The organism is Lentzea sp. NPDC004782, assembly GCF_040609115.1.
Classification (GTDB): domain Bacteria; phylum Actinomycetota; class Actinomycetes; order Mycobacteriales; family Pseudonocardiaceae; genus Lentzea.
Genome location: NZ_JBEXJN010000036.1, coordinates 14,779 through 33,917 on the forward strand (window position 1 = coordinate 14,779; position 19,139 = coordinate 33,917).

Here is a 19,139-nt window from a genome sequence, read left to right on the forward strand (position 1 = left end):
GCTCCTTAGTTAGCCGCGACGACCTGATCGAAAGACGGTCGGCGCGGCAGCCCTCCATGCCCATCTGGGCTGGGGGGTTTCGTCATGTCAGGGGCAGGATCGATGGAGAGGGACTCATCAACATGAGCACGGACGCGGCGGAGATCCCCGCCTACCGCTACACCGCGGAGCTGGCGAACCAGATCGAGAAGCGGTGGCAGCAGTACTGGGAGGAGCACGGCACCTACTACGCGCCCAACCCCGTCGGCGCGCTCAAGGGTGACGTGCCCGCGGACAAGCTGTTCGTGCAGGACATGTTCCCGTACCCGAGCGGTGCCGGCCTGCACGTCGGCCACCCGCTGGGCTTCATCGGCACGGACGTGTTCGCGCGCTACCACCGCATGAACGGTCGCAACGTCCTGCACACCATGGGCTTCGACGCGTTCGGCCTGCCCGCGGAGCAGTACGCGGTGAAGACGGGGCAGCACCCGCGCAAGACCACCGAAGAGAACATCAACACGTACCTGCGGCAGATCCGCAGGCTGGGGCTGGGCCACGACGAGCGTCGCCGCATCTCGACGATCGACCCCGAGTACTACAAGTGGACCCAGTGGATCTTCTTGCAGATCTTCAACTCCTGGTACGACGCGGACGCGGGCAAGGCCCGTCCGATCGCCGAGCTGGTCGCCCAGTTCGAGTCTGGCGAGCGGGACGTCCCGGACGGTCGCAAGTGGTCTGAGCTGTCTTTTGCCGACCAGCAAAGGATCTTGGGCGATTTCCGGCTGGCCTACTTGTCGGAGGCGCCCGTCAACTGGTGTCCCGGACTGGGTACTGTGCTGGCGAACGAGGAGGTCACCGCCGACGGACGCAGTGAGCGTGGCAACTTCCCGGTGTTCAGGAAGAACCTGCGCCAGTGGATGATGCGCATCACCGCGTACTCGGACCGGTTGATCGACGACTTGGACCGGCTGGACTGGCCGGACAAGGTGAAGGCCATGCAGCGCAACTGGATCGGGCGCTCGCACGGTGCCCGAGTCCGATTCGCGGTGGGAGACGAGAACATTGAGGTCTTCACGACCCGTCCGGACACGCTGTTCGGCGCGACCTACATGGTCCTGGCACCGGAACACGAGCTGGTGGACCAGATTGCGGCGCCCGATCGCGTGGCAGACATCGCGGCGTACCGACGGGCTGCGTCCCTGAAGTCCGAACTGGACCGTCAGGAGAACAAGGAGAAGACCGGCGTCTTCATCGGGGCGTACGCGACGAACCCGGTGAACGGCAAGGAAATTCCCGTCTACATCGCCGACTACGTGCTGATGGGCTACGGCACCGGCGCGATCATGGCCGTGCCCGGCCAGGACCAGCGCGACTGGGACTTCGCGAAGAAGTTCGACCTGCCGATCATCCGCACCGTCCAGCCGCCCGAGGGCTTCGAGGGCGAGGCGTACACCGGCGACGGACCCGCGGTGAACTCGGGCTTCTTGGACGGCATGGCGATCGACGACGCCAAGAAGACGATCATCGCGTGGCTGGAGGAGAACGGCCACGGCCACGGCACCGTCCAGTTCAAGCTGCGCGACTGGCTGTTCAGCCGCCAGCGCTACTGGGGCGAGCCGTTCCCGATCGTCTACGACGAGAACGGCACCGCGATCCCGCTGCCGGAGTCGATGCTGCCGATCGAGCTGCCCGACGTCGACGACTACTCCCCCCGCACGTTCGACCCGGAGGACGCGGACACCGAGCCGTCGCCGCCGCTGTCGCGGGCCGGCGACTGGACGACGATCGAGCTGGACCTGGGCGACGGCGTCAAGACCTACCGCCGTGACACGAACACCATGCCGAACTGGGCGGGTTCGTGCTGGTACCAGCTGCGCTACGTCGACCCGGTCGAGACCGAGCGGTTCGTCGACCCGGAGAACGAGAAGTACTGGCTGGGCCCGCGCACGGCCGAGCACGGCCCGACCGACCCCGGCGGCGTCGACCTGTACATCGGCGGCGTCGAGCACGCGGTGCTGCACCTGCTGTACTCGCGCTTCTGGCAGAAGGTCCTGTTCGACCTGGGCCACCTGAGCGGCGACGAGCCGTACCGCCGCCTGTACAACCAGGGCTACATCCAGGCGTACGCGTACACCGACGACCGCGGCGTCTACGTGCCCGCGGCCGAGGTCGTGGAGGAGAACGGCAAGTTCTTCCACAACGGCCAGGAGGTCAACCGCGAGTACGGCAAGATGGGCAAGAGCCTGAACAACGTCGTCACGCCGGACCAGATGTGCGAGACGTACGGCGCGGACACCTTCCGGTTCTACGAGATGTCCATGGGCCCGATGGACGTCTCACGCCCGTGGGCGACCAAGGACGTCGTCGGCGCGCAACGGTTCCTGCAGCGTCTGTGGCGCAACCTGGTCGACGAGACCGACGGCACGCTGCGCGTCACCGACGAGGAACCCTCGGTCGAGGCGCTGCGGTTGCTGCACAAGACGATCGCCGGCGTCCACGACGACTACGCGAACCTGCGCTACAACACGGCGGGCGCGAAGCTGATCGAGCTGAACAACTACATCACCAAGCACTACGCGTCCGGCACGCCCCGCGCGCTGGCCGAGCCGCTGGTGCTGATGCTGGCTCCGCAGGCCCCGCACGTGGCCGAGGAGCTGTGGACCCGGTTGGGCCACGAAGGCTCGCTGGCGCACGGCCCGTTCCCGGCCGCGGACGAGCAGTACCTGGTCGAGGACACCGTCGAGTACCCGATCCAGGTCAACGGCAAGGTCCGCTCGCGGGTCGTCGTGGCGGCGTCCGCGTCGCAGGACGAGATCAAGGCCGCCGCACTGGCCGAGGAGAAGATCGCCGAGCTGGTCGCCGGTGGCGAGCCGCGCAAGGTGATCGTGGTCCCCGGCCGCCTGGTGAACGTGGTTCTGTAGTCAGGGAGTTTCCTGGAAGCCGATGTCCGACAGCATCTGGTCGAGCATGCTGTCGAACATCGGCTCCGGGTTGCTCACCGCGAACGGGAACCTCCCGAACACCTCCAGCGCCACGTGCCCGTACAGCCGCACCCACGACTGCACCACGTGGTAGATCTTCCCCAGGTTGAGGACGTCGTCCTCGATCGTGACACCGTGCACCGACACCGCGTCCATCAGCACCTGTTGGAACCTCACCAGGTCCTCGTGCAGCACTTCCGGTACATCGTCGTCCGCGTGGTTCGCCACCAGATTGGACGCGATCAGCCGCCCCGCGAGCGACAGGAACACCGCGCCGAACTGGTCGGCGCCCAGCGGGTCGCGCGGCGAGGCGAAGACCAGCGCGAACTCCTGCGGGTGGGCCAGGGCCCAGCGGCGGAAGCCCCGGCACACGGCCCTCACCTGGCATCCGACCTGCCCCGACGTGTCCGCGGCCAGGTCCGCGTAGAGCACCGCCGCCATGTCGGCGCAGATGTCGTCGCAGAGCTGTCGCAATAGCGCTTCGTGGGAGTCGTAGTAGCGGTACAAGGCGGGCGCGGTGATGCCCAGCTCGCGTGCGATTGCACGGAGGGTCACCGCGTCGCGGCCGCGTTCCACCAAAAGGGCGCGGGCCGCCTGCCGAATCTCACGCTCGGTGTCAGCGCGAAGCCGTTCTCGGCGAGTGGCCTCGGTCATATGTCACTCCATCGGGTTGTAGACCCCGTCCACCGCCCGTACGGTTTTAGTGAACGGTGTTTACAAGAGTTCACGGTATTCACAGCACGGTAACCCAGGAGGCCGTCGTCGATGTTCGCGAAGTGGGGATCTATCGCATATCGCCGCCGGTGGGTGGTGTTGATCGCGACCGTACTGCTCGCCGTGCTCGGCGGTGTGTGGGGACTGGGCGTGTTCGACAAGCTCAGCCAGGGTGGTTACGAGGCTCCTTCCAGCGAGGCGGCGCGGGCCGACAAGGTAGCCGAGCAGGCGTTCGGGCGGCAGAACGGTGACGTGATCGTCATTTACCGCGGTGACTTCGCCAACCCGCTGGAGCTGAAGAAGGTCGCCGACCACATCAGCGGTTTCCCGAAGAACGACGTGCTCAAGGTCACCGGGCCGGTTCCGTCGGACGACAAGCAGCAGGCGCTGGTCGCCATCACGCTCACCAGCGGTGACTCGAACGGGCAGATCAAGCAGTTCGAGGACATCCAGTCACAGCTGCCGATCGACGGCTTCACGCAGCAGGTCGGTGGGCTCGTGCCCACCCAGAAGGCCATCAACGACATGTCGCAGACGGACCTGACGCGCGCGGAGATGTTCTCGCTGCCGCTGGTCCTGCTGCTGCTCGTGGTCATCTTCGGCGGTCTGGTCGCCGCCAGTCTTCCCGTGGTCGTCGGTGGCCTGGCGATCATGGGCGCGCTCGGCGTGCTGCACGGCATCGCGACCTTCACGAGCGTCAACTCGTTCGCCGTCAACGTCGCGTCGCTGCTCGGGCTGGGCATGGCGATCGACTACGGCCTCTTCATGGTCGGCCGGTTCCGCGAGGAGCTCGCCCAGGGCCGCACCACCGAGCAGGCGGTCGGCCGCACGGTCGCATCCGCCGGCCGCACGGTCATGTTCAGCGCAACGCTGCTGGTCATCGCGCTGGCCGGGCTGCTGATCTTCCCGCACGGCTTCCTGAAGTCCCTCGCGTACGGCGGCATGTCGTCGGTCGCGATCGCGGCGCTGGTGTCGTTGACGCTGCTGCCGGCGTTGCTGGGCGTGCTGGGCCATCGGGTCGACAAGCTCGCCATGCCGTGGCGCAAGAAGGAGCCGAGCGAACGCGGCTGGCGCAGCCTGAGCGGCAAGGTCATGAAGCGGCCGCTGCTGTTCGCCATTCCGCTGATCGCGGTGCTCGCGGCGCTCGGTGCGCCGTTCCTCAACGTCCAGTTCGGCCAGGTCACGGAGAAGGTCCTGCCGGAGGGCAACGCCGTGCGCGTGGCCACCGAGAACATCAACCAGAACTTCTCCGCGCTCTCCAACACCGGCCTCAAGATCGTCGTCAAGGGCGGTGACCAGGCCGCGGTCGCGCAGTACCTGGACAAGGTCAAGGACGTCCCCGGCATCGGCGACGTCCGGCCGATGGGCTCGGACAAGGGCGTCACGGCCGCAGCCGCCGGGCTGGAGCACGACGCGTTGAGCGCGGAGTCGAAGCAGGCGCTCAAGGACGTCCGGGCGCTCACTCCGCCGAACGGTGCCGAAGTGCTGGTCGGCGGCAACACCGCCATGGTCAGCGACTCGCTCGACGCCATCGCGGACGGGCTGCCGTTGATGATCGGGCTGCTGGTCGGCGCGACGCTGATCCTGATGTTCCTGGCGTTCGGCTCGGTCGTGCTGCCGATCAAGGCCGTGGTCATGAGCGCGCTGTCGCTGTCCGCCACGTTCGGCGTGCTCGTGTGGATCTTCCAGGAGGGGCACGGAGCGGACCTGCTCGGCGTCACGCCGGGGCCGCTGGAGTCCGGCATCGTCGTGCTGATGGCCGCGATCGTGTTCGGTCTGTCGACGGACTACGAGGTCTTCCTGCTCTCCCGCATGGTCGAGGCCCGCGGGCACGGCGCGACCACGGAGGAAGCCGTCAGCACCGGTCTGGCCAAGACCGGCCGGGTGATCACCTCGGCGGCGCTGCTGCTGATCGTGGTGACCGGCGCGTTCGCGTTCTCACAGGTCGCGATGATGCGGTTCGTCGGCGTCGGCATGATCCTCGCGCTGGCGCTCGACGCCACCGTGGTCCGGATGCTGCTCGTGCCGGCCGTGCTCAAGCTGCTCGGCAACGCCGCGTGGTGGTCACCGGGCCCGCTCAAGCGGATCCAGGAACGCCTCGCGCTTCACGACGAGCCGGTCGACGACTTCGACGACTGGGACGACGAGATCCGCGAGCCCGTCGCGGTCGGCTGACCCGGAGGGAAGGCGATCATGGCCGCGTCGAACTGGCGCGGCCTCGGCTCCTCCAACTCGCCCGACTTCATCCGGAACGTCGCCAGCACCGCGTTCGAGCTGTCGAGCACCGTCGTCGTCGTGCCGGTCGCGAGGAACACCCTCGGATCACCCGGCGCGACGGCGACGCCCGGTGCGTTGAAGGGCAGGCGTTCGCGCACCGTCATGGTCGCCGCGTCGACGACCACGACCGAGCTCTCCTTCGTGAGCGCCAGGTAGACGGTGGCGCCGTCCGGGGCGACGGCGACGCTGCCCGCTCCCCTGCCGACGCGCAGCGAGCCGACGACCTGGTTCGTGGTCGTGTCGATCACCGACAGCGTGCCCGGCGTCTGTTCGCCCAGCTCCATGCTGCTGACGTAGAGGCGCTTGCCGTCCGGCGAGATCGCCAGGTGCTGCGGCAGACCGCCGACCTGGATCGTCGAGGTCTGGAACGCGGTCGCCGTGTCGACCACGCCGACCGTGCCGTCCTGGGCGTTGGCCACGTAGAGGACCTGGTTGTTCGGGTGAACGGCGAGACCCTGCGGCTGGCCTGGCACCTTCACCGCGGCCACCAGCTGGAAGTGCTCCGGGTCGACGACCGCGATGCCACCGCTGGCCGACACGTACAGGCGCTTGCCGTCCGGGCGCATCGCCGCCTGCGAGAGCTGGACCTGCGTGAAGAGCCGGTCGAGGACCACACCGGTGTCCGGGTCGACCTCGGCGATCGTGCCGGTCCACCCGTTGACGACGTAGACGCGCCGGCCGTCCGGTGACACGGCGACACCTGTCGCGTGGCCCGCTGTGTCCGCGTGCGCGACTATCGTGCCGTTTCTGGTGTCGACGACCTGGACGAGTCCGGTCCTGCCCACCACGTACGCACGCGGAGCTGCCGCTGCCGAGGTCGTCGTGAAGTCGTGCCGTTGCTCGACACCCATCGCCGCGATGGCCGCTGAGAGCGCTAGAACCGCGGCCACGAGGCGTGGCTTTGCCATACGCCCGATGGGACCACTTCCGGGTGCTTTCGATCTACTTCCGTCACCCGGTCGAGCGAAATCTTTGCCTTGTCGTAGTACTAGTCAGGCGTCTTCGCGCTGGCCACCAGCTTCGCGTAACGGGTGCCGGCGGTGAGCAGCACCAGACCGGCGCCGAGGAACGCCAGCACGCGGGCGATCCCGTCGAGCGCGGCCAGGTCGAACAGCACCAGCTTGAGCACCGCGGCGCCGACCAGGATCAGCCCGGAGATCCGCAACGCCTTGTTGTTGATGCCCTTGACCAGCAAGAACAGAGCGGCGATCGTCCACGACACCGTGACCACCGAGTGTCCGAAGAGGAATCCGCTCTCGTCCGGCGACACCAGCAGCGCCGCGCACAGCACCGCACCCGCCGCGCCGTAGAGCAGCACGAGCCCGGCGACGATCCACGGGAACGGGTGCCTGGCCGGCTCGCGCAGCACCTGCATCTTCAGCGCGGCCCACGGCGCGGTCGCCGCGAACACGCCCAGCACCAGCGCCGTGACCAGCCCGGCCGCGTAGTCGCCGGAGCTGACGGCCAGGTACCGGGGTTCGTGCAGCAGCCACGAGATCGGCACGGCCTGGATGACCGTCATCAGGAACCCGACGACGCCGAACACGATCGACCCGACCAGCGCGCTCTTCCTGGTCAGCTGCGCCGCGAGGAACGCCAGCAGCACGGCCTCGGCCAGCACGACCGCCGTCCGCACGTTGCCGTCGAGCGCGATCACCGTGGTCTGGAACAACGCGAGCATGCCCGTCGCACCGGCCGCCGTCGTGAACGCGCGGGGCAGGTCGGGGACCATCCAGATCGCCAGCAGCACCGCGGCGACCGCACCGGCGAGGATCGAGTTGGCCGGGTCCTTCAGCAACGTCGTCGCGAACATCGCGGGCAGCGCCGAACCGGCGACCAGCCCGACCGCCACGACGTCGCCGGGCCGCTTCCAGACGGTCAGCAACGCGACGACGATGCCGACTACGGTCGTCGCACCCGCGACACCGACCACGGTCCACTCGAAGTCGGCCGGAATGGCCTGTGCGGTGGTGAGCAGCGAGGCGATGATCGGAGGGATCCCGCCGGCGACCGCGAGACCGGGCCAGCGGCGCTGGAGCTGGACCGGCGTGCCGGCCATCTTGAGCACCAGCAGGAACCCGACCAGCAGCACCGTGAAGCCCTCGGTCAAGATCGGCGAGCAGATGGCACACGCTGCGACAACGCCGACCGCGAGCGTTTGCGAGTCCCACCGCAGAGCGAGCACGACACCGGCTGCGGCGACCCCGAGCCCGACCACGAGACCCACCCCCGGCGACAGGTACTCGTAGAGGCTCGTGGCGGCGATGACGTCGAGGTAGAGGCCCGCGAAACCGGTCGCCGCGAGCGCGAACGCCCCGGTGCGGCCGTGCGGGTTGCGGTGCAGCCACATGCCGATGCCGACCAACGCACCGCTGAACACCGCACCGCCGATGACGCGCGGCATCGGCCCGAGCCACCCACGTTGAATCGCGAGGATCAGCAGCAACACGAACCCGAGCACGGTGATCGCCCCACCGACCCAGGCCAGCAGCTTCGCCCCGGCCCCATCCTTCCCAAGCTTCTCGAACAACGTCTCCCGCGGTGGCGGAACGGGCCACGGCTGCTGCTGGGGCGCACGCGGGGCGCCTTCGTGCGCTCCTGGTGAACGAAAGCTCCCCGCGTGCGCTTGCGGCCACGCGGGGTGAGGCGGCTGCGGCTGCTGGAGCCACGGCTGCTGCGGACCCTCCCCGAGTGCACGCGGGGAGCTTTCGTTCACCACAAGTGCACGTGGCGTCCCCGCGTGCGTCTCCGGTGGCGGTGGGGCGGTCGCGACTGCGGCTGAGTGCTCGCGCATCTCCGCGCTGATCGTCACCAGCCGCTGCCCGATGGCCGCGAGCTCCAGCGCGAGGCGCTGCTCGTACCCGAGGCGATCCTGTCCGTCCATGTGATCAGGGTGAGGCAGAGCACGTCCGGTGACATCCGTACACCTACTCATCCGGCTTGACTACATACATGTGTAATCGATTAACTACGCCCTCGTGACGACCATGAAGGACGTCGCGCAGCACGCGGGCGTGTCCACGGCCACCGTGTCGCGCGTGCTCAACGGCCATGCCGCGCCGACGCCGGAGACCCGTGAGCGGGTGCTCGCCGCGATCGAGGAGCTCGGTTACCGGCCCAACGCGCTGGCGCGATCCCTCAGGACCACCAGCACCCAGACCCTCGGTCTGGTCATCAGCGATCTGCTGAACCCGTTCTTCGCCGAGATCGCGCGAGCGGTCGAGGACGAAGCCCGGTCACACGGCTACTGCGTCGTGATCGGGAACGCCGACGAGAGCGCCGAGCAGGAGGCCACGTACGTGCGCACCCTGCTCGACCGCCGGGTGGACGGCCTCCTGCTGTGCCCCGCGACCGACGACCCTGGCCTGGTTCGCGAAGTGAGCGCAGGCGGCGTACCGCTCGTCCTGCTCGACCGGACGGTCAGGGGCGCCACATGCCCGGTCGTCCGCGCCGACGGCAGCGAGGCATTGACCGCGCTCGCCCGGCGGCTCGTCGGCGCCGGCCACTCCCGCATCGGCGTGATCGCGGGACCGCCGGACACCTCCACCGGGAGAGAACGCAGCGACGTGTTCACCAGCGTGCTCGGTGGCGCGGCGCAGGTCGTGCACGGCGACTTCCGGCAGGAGAGCGGCAGTCAGGCCGCCGCCAGGCTGATCGACGACGGCGCCACCGCGCTCGTGGCCATGGACAACCTGATGGGCCTCGGCGCGCTCGGCGAGATCCGGGCGCGCGGCCTGCACATCCCGCACGACATCGCGCTCGCGGTGTTCGACGACCAGCCGTGGTTCCCGCTGCTCGACCCGCCGATCACGGTCGTCGCGCAGCCGACCGTGGAGATGGGTCGTGCCGCCGCCCGCAGCCTGCTGGCCCTGATCAGCGGCCAGCAGCCCGACGACGTCCGTCTCACCGCGAAGCTCGTGCTGCGCGGTTCGTGCGGGGAGGCCGAGCTGTGAAGACGCTGATCACCGCCCGTGGCATCACCAAGCACTTCGGTGCCACGAAGGCGTTGGACGGCGTGGACCTCGACATCAACGCGGGTGAGGTCCACGTCCTGCTCGGCGAGAACGGTGCCGGGAAGTCCACCTTGGTCAAGGTGCTCGCGGGCATCCACGGCCCCGACGCCGGAACCGTCGAGGGCACCGCGAGCCTCGCGGTCATCCACCAGGAGCTCGCGCTCGTCCCGGAGCTCAGCGTCGCGGAGAACCTGTTCCTGAACCGCCTCCCGCGCAGGTTCGGGTTCGTCGACCGCGCCGAGATGCGCCGCAGGGCACCGGAACTGCTCGACCGCGTCGGCCTCGACGTCGACCCGAACGCGAAGGTCAGGGACCTCGGCATCGCGCAGCAGCAGATGATCGAGATCGCCCGTGCGCTCGACAAGGACGCCGGCGTGCTGATCCTCGACGAGCCGACCGCGGTGCTCACCGACACCGAGACCGACCGGTTGCTGGAGATCATGGGGCAGCTGCGCGGGAACGGCGTCGGGCTCGTCTTCATCACCCACCACCTGGACGAGATCCAGCGCATCGCCGACCGCATCACGGTCCTGCGCGACGGCCGGTCCGTCGGGGTCCTCGGGCCGAAGGCCACCACCCAGCACATGATCGAGCTGATGGTCGGCCGGTCGATCGAGGAGCAGTACCCGCGGGCCCGGCAGCGGCGCGGCAAGCCGCTGTTGAAGATCAGCAACCTCACCCGGCGCGGGGTGTTCCGCGACATCAACATCGAGGTCCGCGCGGGCGAGGTCGTCGGCATCGCCGGGCTGGTCGGTGCCGGGCGCACCGAGGTCGCGCGCGCCGCGTTCGGCGTGGACGACTACGACTACGGCAAGGTCGAGGTCGACGGGAAGCCGTTGCGCCGCAACGACGTCCAGGCCGCGATCAAGGCAGGTCTCGGGCTGGTGCCGGAGGACCGCAAGGGTCAGGGCCTGGTGCTGACCGCGACCGTCGGGCGCAACCTCGAACTGGCCACGCTCGCCAACCGCGACCAGAAGCGCCTGACCGACATCGCGGGCAAGCTCCGGATCAAGGGCCGCGTCGACCAGCCGGTGAAGGAGCTCTCCGGCGGCAACCAGCAGAAGGTCGTCATCGGCAAGTGGCTGCTGGCCGACCCGAAGGTGCTGATCCTCGACGAACCCACGCGCGGCGTCGACGTCGGCGCGAAGGTCGAGATCTACGAGCTCATCAACCGCATGACCGCGCAGGGCCGGGCCGTGCTGCTCGTGTCCAGCGACCTGCCCGAGGTGATCGGGATGAGCGACCGCGTCGTGGTGATGGCGCACGGCCGCGTGGCCGGCGAACTCCCCAAGGGCGCGACTCAAGACCAGGTGATGGCACTCGCCGTGCAGGAGATCTCCGCATGACCACGATCAGCATCCGGAAGTACGCGAGCGAGAACGGAGCGCTGGCAGGGCTTCTCGTGCTCGCGCTGGTGATCGCGATCATGCAGCCGGCGTTCCTCAACACGCAGAACCTGCTCAACGTCGGCGTGCAGGCCGCGGTCATCGCGATCATGGCGTTCGGCATGACGTTCGTGGTCGTCGCCGGTGGCATCGACCTGTCGGTGGGCAGCATCGCCGCGCTCGCCGCCATGGTCGGCGCACTCACCGCGGGGCCGGTCGGTCTGGTCGTCGGCGCGCTCTGCGGCCTCATCAACGGCGCGTTGGTCAGCTACGGCAAGCTGCCGCCGTTCATCGCGACGCTGGCCATGCTGAGCGTCGCGCGCGGTCTCACCCTGGTGTTCTCGGAAGGCCAGCCGCACGAGACCGACTCGCTGGTGACGTTTCTCGGCTCGAACCTCACGCCGATGCTGCCATTGCCACTGCTGCTGATGCTGCTGTTCTTCGGCATCACCGGCCTGATCCTCACGCGCACCAACCTCGGCCGCCGCATGTACGCGATCGGCGGCAACGAGGAAGCCGCGAAGCTCAGCGGTATCGACGTCCGGAGGCAGAAGCTCTGGATCTATGCGCTGAGCGGCCTGTTCGCCGCCGCCGCGGGCCTCGTGCTCGCGGGACGGCTCGGGTCAGCCGGTCCGCAGGCGGCGGTCGGTTACGAGCTCGACGCCATCGCCGCGGTCGTCATCGGCGGTGCGTCGTTGTCCGGTGGCGTTGGCCGCGCCACCGGGACGTTGGTCGGCGCACTCGTGCTCGCCGTCCTGCGCAACGGCCTCAACCTGCTCCAGGTGCCGCCGTTCTGGCAGCAGGTCGTCATCGGCGTGGTGATTGCTCTCGCCGCGTTGCTCGACTCACTTCGCCGTCGCTGAGATATCCCGAACAGGTAAGGAAAACACCAATGAAGGTGACCCGACGGATCGCGCTGACGCTCGGTGCCGCAGCTCTTCTGGCGACCGGGTGCAGCGGAACAGGGGCGTCCGGAGGCAGCGGCATCACCATCGGCCTCGCGGTGTCCACTTTGAACAACCCGTTCTTCGTGGAGCTGCAGCAGGGCGCGCAGGAGATGGCGAACCAGCTCGGTGCCAAGCTGACCGTCGTCGACGCGCAGAACGACGCGACGAACCAGGTCAACCAGGTGCAGACGCTGGTGACGCAGGGCGTCAAGGCGATCATCCTGAACCCGGTCGACTCCAAGCAGTCCGCGCCGGCCGCCAAGGCCGCCGAGATGGCGAACATCCCGCTGATCTCGGTCGACCGCTCGGTCGAGGGCAAGGTCGCCGCCGAGGTCGCCTCCAACAACGTCTCCGGCGGCAGCCTCGCGGCCATCGAGCTCGGCCGGGCCACCTCCGGCGAGGTCGCGCACCTCAAGGGCATCCCGGGCGCGTCGGCGTCGCGTGACCGCGGCCAGGGCTTCGAGCAGGGCCTGAACAGCGGCAACATCAAGATCGCCGCCACCGCCGTCGCGGACTTCGACCGCGCCAAGGCCCTCAACGAGACCACGAACCTGATGCAGGGTCACCCGACCATCAAGGGCATCTTCGCCGAGAACGACGAGATGGCGCTCGGCGCGATCAAGGCGCTCGGCGCGCGGGCCGGCAAGGACGTCATGGTCGTCGGCTTCGACGGCACGCCGGACGGGCTGAAGGCGATCCAGGACGGCACGCTCGCCGCCACCATCGCGCAGCAGCCGAAGCTGCTCGGCTCCAAGGCCGTCGAGCAGGCGGTCAAGGCAGCCAAGGGCGAGACCGTCCAGCAGGTCGTGGACGTCGAGGTCAAGGTCATCACGAAGCAGAACGTGGCAGAGTTCAGCAAGTGACGAACACTCTGCTTGTCCTCGGGTCCGCCAACGCCGACCTCGTGGTCGAGGTCGGCAGGCGGCCCGGCGGCGGTGAGACCGTGCTCGGCGGCGACACCGTCGTGCTCCCCGGCGGCAAGGGCGCGAACACCGCCGTTGCCGCCGCACGGGTCGGTGGTTCCGTTGCACTCGTCGGTGCCGTTGGCGGCGACGGGTACGGCTCGCTGCTGCGCGAGTCGCTGGAGTCGTCCGGCGTCGACACCGCGCTGGTGAAGACGTCCGCGCGGCCGACCGGAATCGCCTACATCACCGTGACACCGGACGGCGAGAACTCCATCGTCGTCTCGCCCGGTGCCAACGCCGACGTCGCCGAGTCCGATGTGGACGCTCTGTCGTTCGACGGCGTGCGGGTGCTGACGTGTTCGCTGGAAGTGCCGCTGGAGACGGTGATCCACGCGATCGACGTCGCCGCGAAGGCCGGCGTGCGGACGGTGCTGAACCTGTCGCCCGTCGCCGAGCTGCCCGCGCGGACCCTGGAACAGCTCACCGTGCTGATCGTGAACGAGCACGAGGCCGCGCAGCTCGCACCCGGTTTCGAGGGCCTGTTGCGGCTCGGCCCGAAGTCTGCGGTCGTCACGCTCGGCGCGCGGGGTGCCGCTGTGGTGACCGACGAGGGCATCACCGAGGTGCCGGCGATCGAGGTGACCGAGGTCGTGGACACGACCGGTGCCGGTGACGCGTTCGCGGGCGCGCTGTCCGCCCGGCTCGCCGGCGGCGACGACCTCGCCGCCGCCGCGAGGTACGCCGCCAAGGTCGCCGCGCTGTCCGTGACGAAGGCGGGCGCGCAGCCGTCCTACCCGACCGCGGCCGAGGTCAGCTCCGCAGCGGCGGAATGACCTGCACCGGTTGCTCCTTGGACGCGCTGAAGTCGAAGACGGCGAGCTCCTCGGAGTTGCCCAGCTTGGCTTCCAGCCTGCGGAGCTTGCCGTCGGCGTCGATCCAGTAGCGCAGCCGGGCAACCGCCGCGTCCTTCTGCTTCGGACCTTCGAAGACGTCGACGGCCGTGTCGCCGATCTTGTCCGAACGCAGCCAGCGCGCCGAGCTCTGCAGCAGCAGCTGGGAGTTCTCCGGGCGGTCGGAGCCGAGGTTCACCAGCAACCGCAACGCCCCGTCCAGCTCGGAGCCGCGTTCCTGCAGGTTGCGGACCTGCCAGTCGACCACCGGCACCGGGTCGACCGGCTTGGTGGACTGGTTCATCGCGAACGCCATCCTGCCGGGGTTCCACTGCACGAGGCCCTGGGAGAACTCGTCGTTGCGGCCGTCGGTGCGCATGCCCGCGTAGCCGACGTGGTTCACGAAGTCGACCCGGCCGTCCAGCACGAGCTTGCCGCCCGGCGACGGCACGGACGCCGTGAACGCCCTGATCCCGCTGGTGTAGTTGGAGAACCGGACCAGCGCCAGGCGTTCGGCCTCGGAGATCGAGAGCGGGCGCGGGTCGGGCGTCGAGCTGCACGCGGTCAACGCCAGTGCCAGCGCCAGAACGGTCTTCTTCACGACCGCACCGCCGCACGATCCAGGAACAGGTCCTCGGCCGGAACGCCGTACTTCTCCACGTTCGGCGCCTTGTCCGGCAACGGGCCGCTCGGCATCTCCGGTTGCGCGGGCGGGGCGGCGACCTGGTTGAACGGGATGCCGCGCGGTGCGGCCGGTTTCGGCATCGGGTCGCCCACGCCGTCGTAGCAGCGGTCGCCGTCGAAGCAGTTGTGCCTGCCGGGCGCGCGTTTCGAGGCCACGTACCGCACGTCCTGGCCGTTGTGCCTGATCACGTTGTCCTCGAAGCGGTTGTCCAGCGGCGGCAGGTCCTCGCTCGACCCGAGCGCGACGCCGGTGCCGGGGTTGCCGGTGACCAGGTTGCGGGACACCACGTTCCGGGTGCCGCCCGCGATGCCGATGCCGAGCCCGAACGCGCCGTCGGCCTGCGCCGGGGACAGCGCCTCGTCGTTGTCCGACACGAGGTTGCCGACGAGCGTGGCGTCCTCCTGCGGCACGAACGCCTCCTGGTAGTCGGAGTTCGACGTGAGGCCGACGCGGTTGCCGCTGAACCTGTTGCCCAGCACGTACATCTGGCCGGACGCGTTCGTGCCCTCGTAACCGACGGCGTTGCGCTCGGCGACGTTGCCGCGCACGACGATGTCGCACGGCTTGCACTGGCCGACGTAGAACCCGGAGTCCGCGCTGCCGCTCGCGTAGCTCTGCTCGATCACGCCGTGCTGGGCGTCGAACGCGTAGATGCCGTACAGCGCGTTGTTGCTGGCCGTCACGTACGAGATGCGGAAGCCCTGCAACGGCGGGAACTTCTGCGGGTCGAGCTTGGTGTAACCGGTGCTGCCGCGACCCATGCCGCCGTTCTCGTTGAGCCCGGTGACCAGCACGCCGTTCAACGTGTGGTTGCGGACCGTGAGGTTCTGGATCGACACGTCCGGTGCGGTGACCACGATCCCGTTGGCGCGCTTGACCTCGCCGTCGATGATCACGCTGCCGCGCTGGGTGCCCCTGATCGTGAGGCCCTTGGTCCTGACCTGCACGGACTCCTTGTAGACGCCGGGGGCGACGACGATGGTCGCGCCCTCCCGCGCCGCGTCCACGGCAGCCTGGATGGTGCTCAGCTGGGCCGGGACGGTGATCTCGGGCCCGAGTTTCGGTGACGCCGCCGACGAACATCCGGCGACCAGGAGCACTGCTGTCACGATGTACGGAGCGCGCACAGCCGGTCACCGTACTGCTCCGTTCGGCCTACTGTCACACTGCCCCTGTGGTCCCCATCTCACGCCGCCGTCTGCTCTACGGCGCTGCTGCTATCGGGCTACTCGGCGGCTGCGGTTCCCCGACCCGGCAACCGGGCATCGCCACGCCCCAGCAGCGGCACGCCGACATCTCCGTCTGGGACGCGGCGTCGGTGCCGTCCGCGCAGGTCAGCTCGTCGGTCACGGTGACGTACGGGCACGGGATCGACGGGCTGCCGGAGTTCCCCGGTGACGCGGTCGGGCCGCGGGAGCTGGGCGGAAAGCTGTTCCTGCAGATCTGCGGGGACGATCCCGGGGCTGTGCGCGACGCGGCTTCGCGGCTGCGGCCGGACGGACCGCTGCGGTGGCGTGAGCAGGGGTTCTGCAACGCCGACGGCACGAACGGGTTGGGTTTCAAGGACGGCATCGTCGTGCCGAAGACGCCCGAGGAGCTCGACGCCGAGGTGTGGCTGCCGGACGGGTCGACCATCGCGGTCGTGCGCCGGATCAAGCTCGACGTCGCCGCGTTCACCGCGCTGCCGGTCGCCGACCAGGAACGGGTGTTCGGGCGGCGCAAGCACGACGCCGTGCCGCTGTCCGGCGGCGAGGAGGTCGATTTGTCGGCAAAGACCCCCGACGGCGAGTACGTCATCCCGGCCGACGCGCACGTCCGGCGCGCGCATCCGTTGATGGCGGGTGCGGGCCTGATGCTGCGCCGCTCCTACAACTACGCGGAGGGCCTGCTCTTCATCTCGTACCAGCGCGAGCTGAAGACGTTTGTGAACACGATGTATCGGATGGTCGATGGAGACGCACTTCTGCGTTACGCCACGACGATCAGCTCCGCAGCTTTCCGCATTCCACCGCTCGATTAGTCACACTGAGCTGTCGTCAGTTCCCGGTGGAAGGGTATGGTCTAGACCATGTCGAGCGCGCGGCTGAGCGGTGTCGGTGTCAGCAGCGGCCGGGCTTCCGGCCCCGTGGTCAGGGTCGCCGAGGCCCTGCCCGAACCTCCGCTGGGCCCGCGACCTGCGGATACAAAGGAAGAAGCCTCTCGCATCCGCCCGGCGACCGAGGTCGTGGCGCAGCGCCTGATGGAGCGCGCGAAGACCGTCGAGGGCGAGGCCAGGGCGGTCCTGGAGACGACCGCGACCATGGCGGGCGACCCGTCGCTCATCAAGTCGGCCGAGAAACTCGTCGTGGACGACGCCCTGCCCGCCGCCCGCGCGGTGCACCAGGCCGCCGCGAAGTTCATCTCCGCACTGCAGGCAGCCGGTGGCTACATGGCCGAACGCGCCCGCGACGTCCAGGACGTCCGCGACCGCGTGGTGGCCGAGCTGCTGGGCCTGCCCGCCCCCGGCGTACCGGACCTGACCTCGCCCTCTGTGCTGGTGGCGCGTGATCTCGCGCCAGCGGACACCGCCGGCCTGGACCCGTCGAAGGTCCTCGCCCTGGTCACCGAGGAGGGCGGGCCGACCTCGCACACGGCGATCCTCGCGCGGTCGCTGGGCATCCCGGCCGTCGTCGCGTGCCGGGGCATCCTGGCGTTCGACGCCAAGGCGCTGGAGGTCGACGGCGACACCGGCCAGGTCCGCGAGTCGGACGGCAAGGTCCGCGCGGCCGGCACCGGCAAGAAGGCCGTGTGGAACGGCGTGGGCGTGCTGAAGGACGGCCACCGCGTGAAGGTCCTGGGCAACGTCGGCTCCCCCGCGGACGCGGCTGCCGCTGCTGCCGCCGGTGCTGAGGGCGTCGGCCTCTTCCGGACGGAGTTCTGCTTCCTCGACGCAGCTGAGGAGCCGACCGTTGCTGAGCAGACTGCTGCCTACGAGGCTGTGCTGGCGCCGTTTGCGGGCAAGCCGGTTGTGGTGCGCACCCTCGACGCGGGCGCGGACAAGCCGCTGGCGTTTCTGAACCCGGACCCGGAGCCCAACCCGGCCCTCGGCGTGCGCGGCCTGCGCGTCGCCTTCGACCGCCCGGACGTCCTGGACCGCCAGCTGGAAGCCATCGCCGCCGCGGCTGCTTCTTCCGGTGCCGACGTGTCGGTCATGGCGCCGATGGTCGCCACTGCTGCTGAGGCGTCCTGGTTCGTCGCACGCGCCCGTCAGGCGGGGATCAAGCGAGCCGGCGTGATGGTCGAGGTCCCGTCGGCGGCCTTGTCCGCCCGCGAGATCCTCCAGGTCGTCGACTTCATCTCCATCGGCACCAACGACCTGGCCCAGTACGTCTTCGCCGCCGACCGCCAGCTCGGTGGCGTGGCCGCGCTGAACGACCCGTGGCAGCCCGCGTTGCTGCGGCTGATCGCGCAGGTCGGCGAGGCGGCCACGGCGGCGGGCAAGCCCATCGGCGTCTGCGGTGAGGCGGCGGCCGACCCGTTGCTCGCGTGCGTGCTCATCGGCATGGGCGTGACGTCGCTGTCGATGAACCACACGGCTCTCGCGGACGTCGGCGCGAAGCTCGCGACGTCGAGCATGGACATCTGCCAGCTCGCCGCCCGTGGCGCGCTGGCGGCAGGCGACCCGGCGACCGCGAAGCTAGCGGCTCGCGCCCCGCACTAGTCCGAGGAACGCCGACCACGCCTCGTCCGACACGGGCAGATGCGTGGTCGGCGCTTTGCTGTCGCGGATGCCGATGCCACGACCGATCTCGACGCAGTCGCTCGAGTTTGCGCTGTAAGAACTCTTGCGCCAGGTCGCCATGCGGGACGGCTCCTCAGATCAGAATGCCGGTGATCAGCTCCTTCGATTCTCGCGGGTCCAGCGCCTATCGGTCGAGCACCTTCAGCACGTCGGCCCCTGACATGCTGCCTGCGGGTGCTTGGCCGGTCGCCTCCGTGCGGGAAGCGGCCGCGAGAACGCGGAAGTAGCTGCCCGGATCGCGTTGTTCGGCTGCGGCGAATTGCACCCACTTCGTGAGCATGGCGTGCAGCACCGTGAGGTTCTTGCTCTGCTTGACCTCGTCGAGGGTCGCTGCCCAGTCCTTCTCGAACTCCGCCGCAACCTCGGGCTGCAGGCACGCCAGGATCGCGGCCGGGTCAGCCGTCGGCGGCTCAACCATGTCCTAGCTCGTCCTTCACGGTGTCGAGGAACGCCGACCACGCCTCGTCCGACACGGGCAGGTGCGTGGTCGGCGCCTTGCTGTCGCGGATGCCGATGCCACGACCGATCTCGACGCAGTCGCTCGAGTTTGGGCTGTAGGAACTCTTGCGCCAGGTCGACATG

At 69.1% G+C, this 19,139-nt stretch carries 17 protein-coding genes; 9 read left to right on the forward strand and 8 right to left on the reverse strand.

Annotation, left to right across the window (positions count from 1 at the left end):
- The first annotated feature begins 122 nt into the window (after window positions 1–122).
- The gene (gene leuS / locus ABZV40_RS29175) at window positions 123–2,900 is read left to right on the forward strand and encodes a leucine--tRNA ligase (protein WP_355448337.1); all 2,778 of its coding nucleotides are present in this window, start codon (window positions 123–125) and stop codon (window positions 2,898–2,900) included.
- Here the strand turns inward: leuS and ABZV40_RS29180 are convergent, their stop codons facing one another.
- Entirely contained in the window at window positions 2,901–3,614 is a 714-nt protein-coding gene (locus ABZV40_RS29180; protein ID WP_355448340.1) for a TetR/AcrR family transcriptional regulator, read from the reverse strand.
- A gap of 156 nt (window positions 3,615–3,770) precedes the next feature.
- Between ABZV40_RS29180 and ABZV40_RS29185 the strand changes: the two genes are divergently transcribed.
- A complete protein-coding gene (locus ABZV40_RS29185) occupies window positions 3,771–5,849 on the forward strand; it encodes an MMPL family transporter (RefSeq protein WP_355448541.1) in 2,079 nt (692 codons plus the stop codon).
- On the opposite strand, the gene ABZV40_RS29190 is transcribed toward ABZV40_RS29185, so the two are convergent.
- A complete protein-coding gene (locus ABZV40_RS29190; protein ID WP_355448342.1) occupies window positions 5,780–6,859 on the reverse strand; it encodes a cytochrome D1 domain-containing protein in 1,080 nt (359 codons plus the stop codon). The two genes, ABZV40_RS29185 and ABZV40_RS29190, sit on opposite strands and share 70 nt — an antisense overlap.
- Before the next feature lie 80 nt (window positions 6,860–6,939).
- Window positions 6,940–8,835 (reverse strand): DUF2339 domain-containing protein, encoded by a 1,896-nt coding sequence (locus tag ABZV40_RS29195; RefSeq protein ID WP_355448345.1) that lies wholly within the window; start codon window positions 8,833–8,835, stop codon window positions 6,940–6,942.
- 103 nt (window positions 8,836–8,938) lie between these two features.
- On the opposite strand from ABZV40_RS29195, the gene ABZV40_RS29200 reads away from it, so the two are divergent.
- Genes ABZV40_RS29200 through ABZV40_RS29220 form a run of 5 tightly spaced genes read left to right on the forward strand, consistent with a single transcriptional unit; the run spans window position 8,939 to window position 14,034 of the window.
- Window positions 8,939–9,904: a LacI family DNA-binding transcriptional regulator gene (locus ABZV40_RS29200; protein ID WP_355448544.1), complete on the forward strand. Its 966-nt coding sequence runs from the start codon at window positions 8,939–8,941 to the stop codon at window positions 9,902–9,904.
- Window positions 9,901–11,310 carry a sugar ABC transporter ATP-binding protein gene (locus tag ABZV40_RS29205; RefSeq protein WP_355448348.1) on the forward strand — a complete coding sequence of 470 codons (1,410 nt, stop codon included), beginning with the start codon at window positions 9,901–9,903 and terminating at the stop codon, window positions 11,308–11,310. The genes ABZV40_RS29200 and ABZV40_RS29205 overlap by 4 nt, the downstream gene beginning before the upstream one ends.
- A complete protein-coding gene (locus ABZV40_RS29210) occupies window positions 11,307–12,212 on the forward strand; it encodes an ABC transporter permease (RefSeq protein WP_355448351.1) in 906 nt (301 codons plus the stop codon). Before ABZV40_RS29205 ends, ABZV40_RS29210 begins: the two co-directional genes overlap by 4 nt.
- 29 nt (window positions 12,213–12,241) lie before the next feature.
- Complete coding sequence (locus tag ABZV40_RS29215) at window positions 12,242–13,159, forward strand: substrate-binding domain-containing protein (RefSeq protein WP_355448354.1); 918 nt, start codon at window positions 12,242–12,244, stop codon at window positions 13,157–13,159.
- Entirely contained in the window at window positions 13,156–14,034 is an 879-nt protein-coding gene (locus tag ABZV40_RS29220; protein WP_355448356.1) for a ribokinase, read from the forward strand. The genes ABZV40_RS29215 and ABZV40_RS29220 overlap by 4 nt, the downstream gene beginning before the upstream one ends.
- Here ABZV40_RS29220 and ABZV40_RS29225 read toward each other — a convergent pair.
- Both ABZV40_RS29225 and ABZV40_RS29230 read right to left on the reverse strand, forming a co-directional pair.
- Window positions 14,012–14,692, reverse strand: a complete 681-nt coding sequence (locus ABZV40_RS29225) for a hypothetical protein (RefSeq protein ID WP_355448359.1) — start codon at window positions 14,690–14,692, stop codon at window positions 14,012–14,014. The two genes, ABZV40_RS29220 and ABZV40_RS29225, sit on opposite strands and share 23 nt — an antisense overlap.
- Window positions 14,689–15,903, reverse strand: a complete 1,215-nt coding sequence (locus tag ABZV40_RS29230) for a right-handed parallel beta-helix repeat-containing protein (RefSeq protein WP_355448362.1) — start codon at window positions 15,901–15,903, stop codon at window positions 14,689–14,691. Before ABZV40_RS29230 ends, ABZV40_RS29225 begins: the two co-directional genes overlap by 4 nt.
- A 47-nt stretch (window positions 15,904–15,950) precedes the next feature.
- Here ABZV40_RS29230 and ABZV40_RS29235 point away from each other — a divergent pair, with 47 nt between their 5' ends.
- Window positions 15,951–16,796, forward strand: coding sequence for a Dyp-type peroxidase (locus tag ABZV40_RS29235; RefSeq protein WP_355448365.1), 846 nt, complete (start codon window positions 15,951–15,953; stop codon window positions 16,794–16,796).
- 48 nt (window positions 16,797–16,844) lie between these two features.
- The gene (gene ptsP, locus ABZV40_RS29240) at window positions 16,845–18,476 is read left to right on the forward strand and encodes a phosphoenolpyruvate--protein phosphotransferase (protein ID WP_355448368.1); all 1,632 of its coding nucleotides are present in this window, start codon (window positions 16,845–16,847) and stop codon (window positions 18,474–18,476) included.
- On the opposite strand, the gene ABZV40_RS29245 is transcribed toward ptsP, so the two are convergent.
- The 3 genes from ABZV40_RS29245 to ABZV40_RS29255 form a co-directional block, all read right to left on the reverse strand.
- Complete coding sequence (locus ABZV40_RS29245; RefSeq protein WP_355448371.1) at window positions 18,453–18,617, reverse strand: DUF397 domain-containing protein; 165 nt, start codon at window positions 18,615–18,617, stop codon at window positions 18,453–18,455. The genes ptsP and ABZV40_RS29245 overlap by 24 nt on opposite strands.
- A 64-nt stretch (window positions 18,618–18,681) precedes the next feature.
- A complete protein-coding gene (locus ABZV40_RS29250; RefSeq protein WP_355448374.1) occupies window positions 18,682–18,975 on the reverse strand; it encodes a DUF6247 family protein in 294 nt (97 codons plus the stop codon).
- On the reverse strand, window positions 18,968–19,138 hold the full coding sequence (locus ABZV40_RS29255) for a DUF397 domain-containing protein (RefSeq protein ID WP_355448377.1): 171 nt from the start codon (window positions 19,136–19,138) through the stop codon (window positions 18,968–18,970). The genes ABZV40_RS29250 and ABZV40_RS29255 overlap by 8 nt, the downstream gene beginning before the upstream one ends.
- Between the last annotated feature and the right edge of the window lies 1 nt (window position 19,139).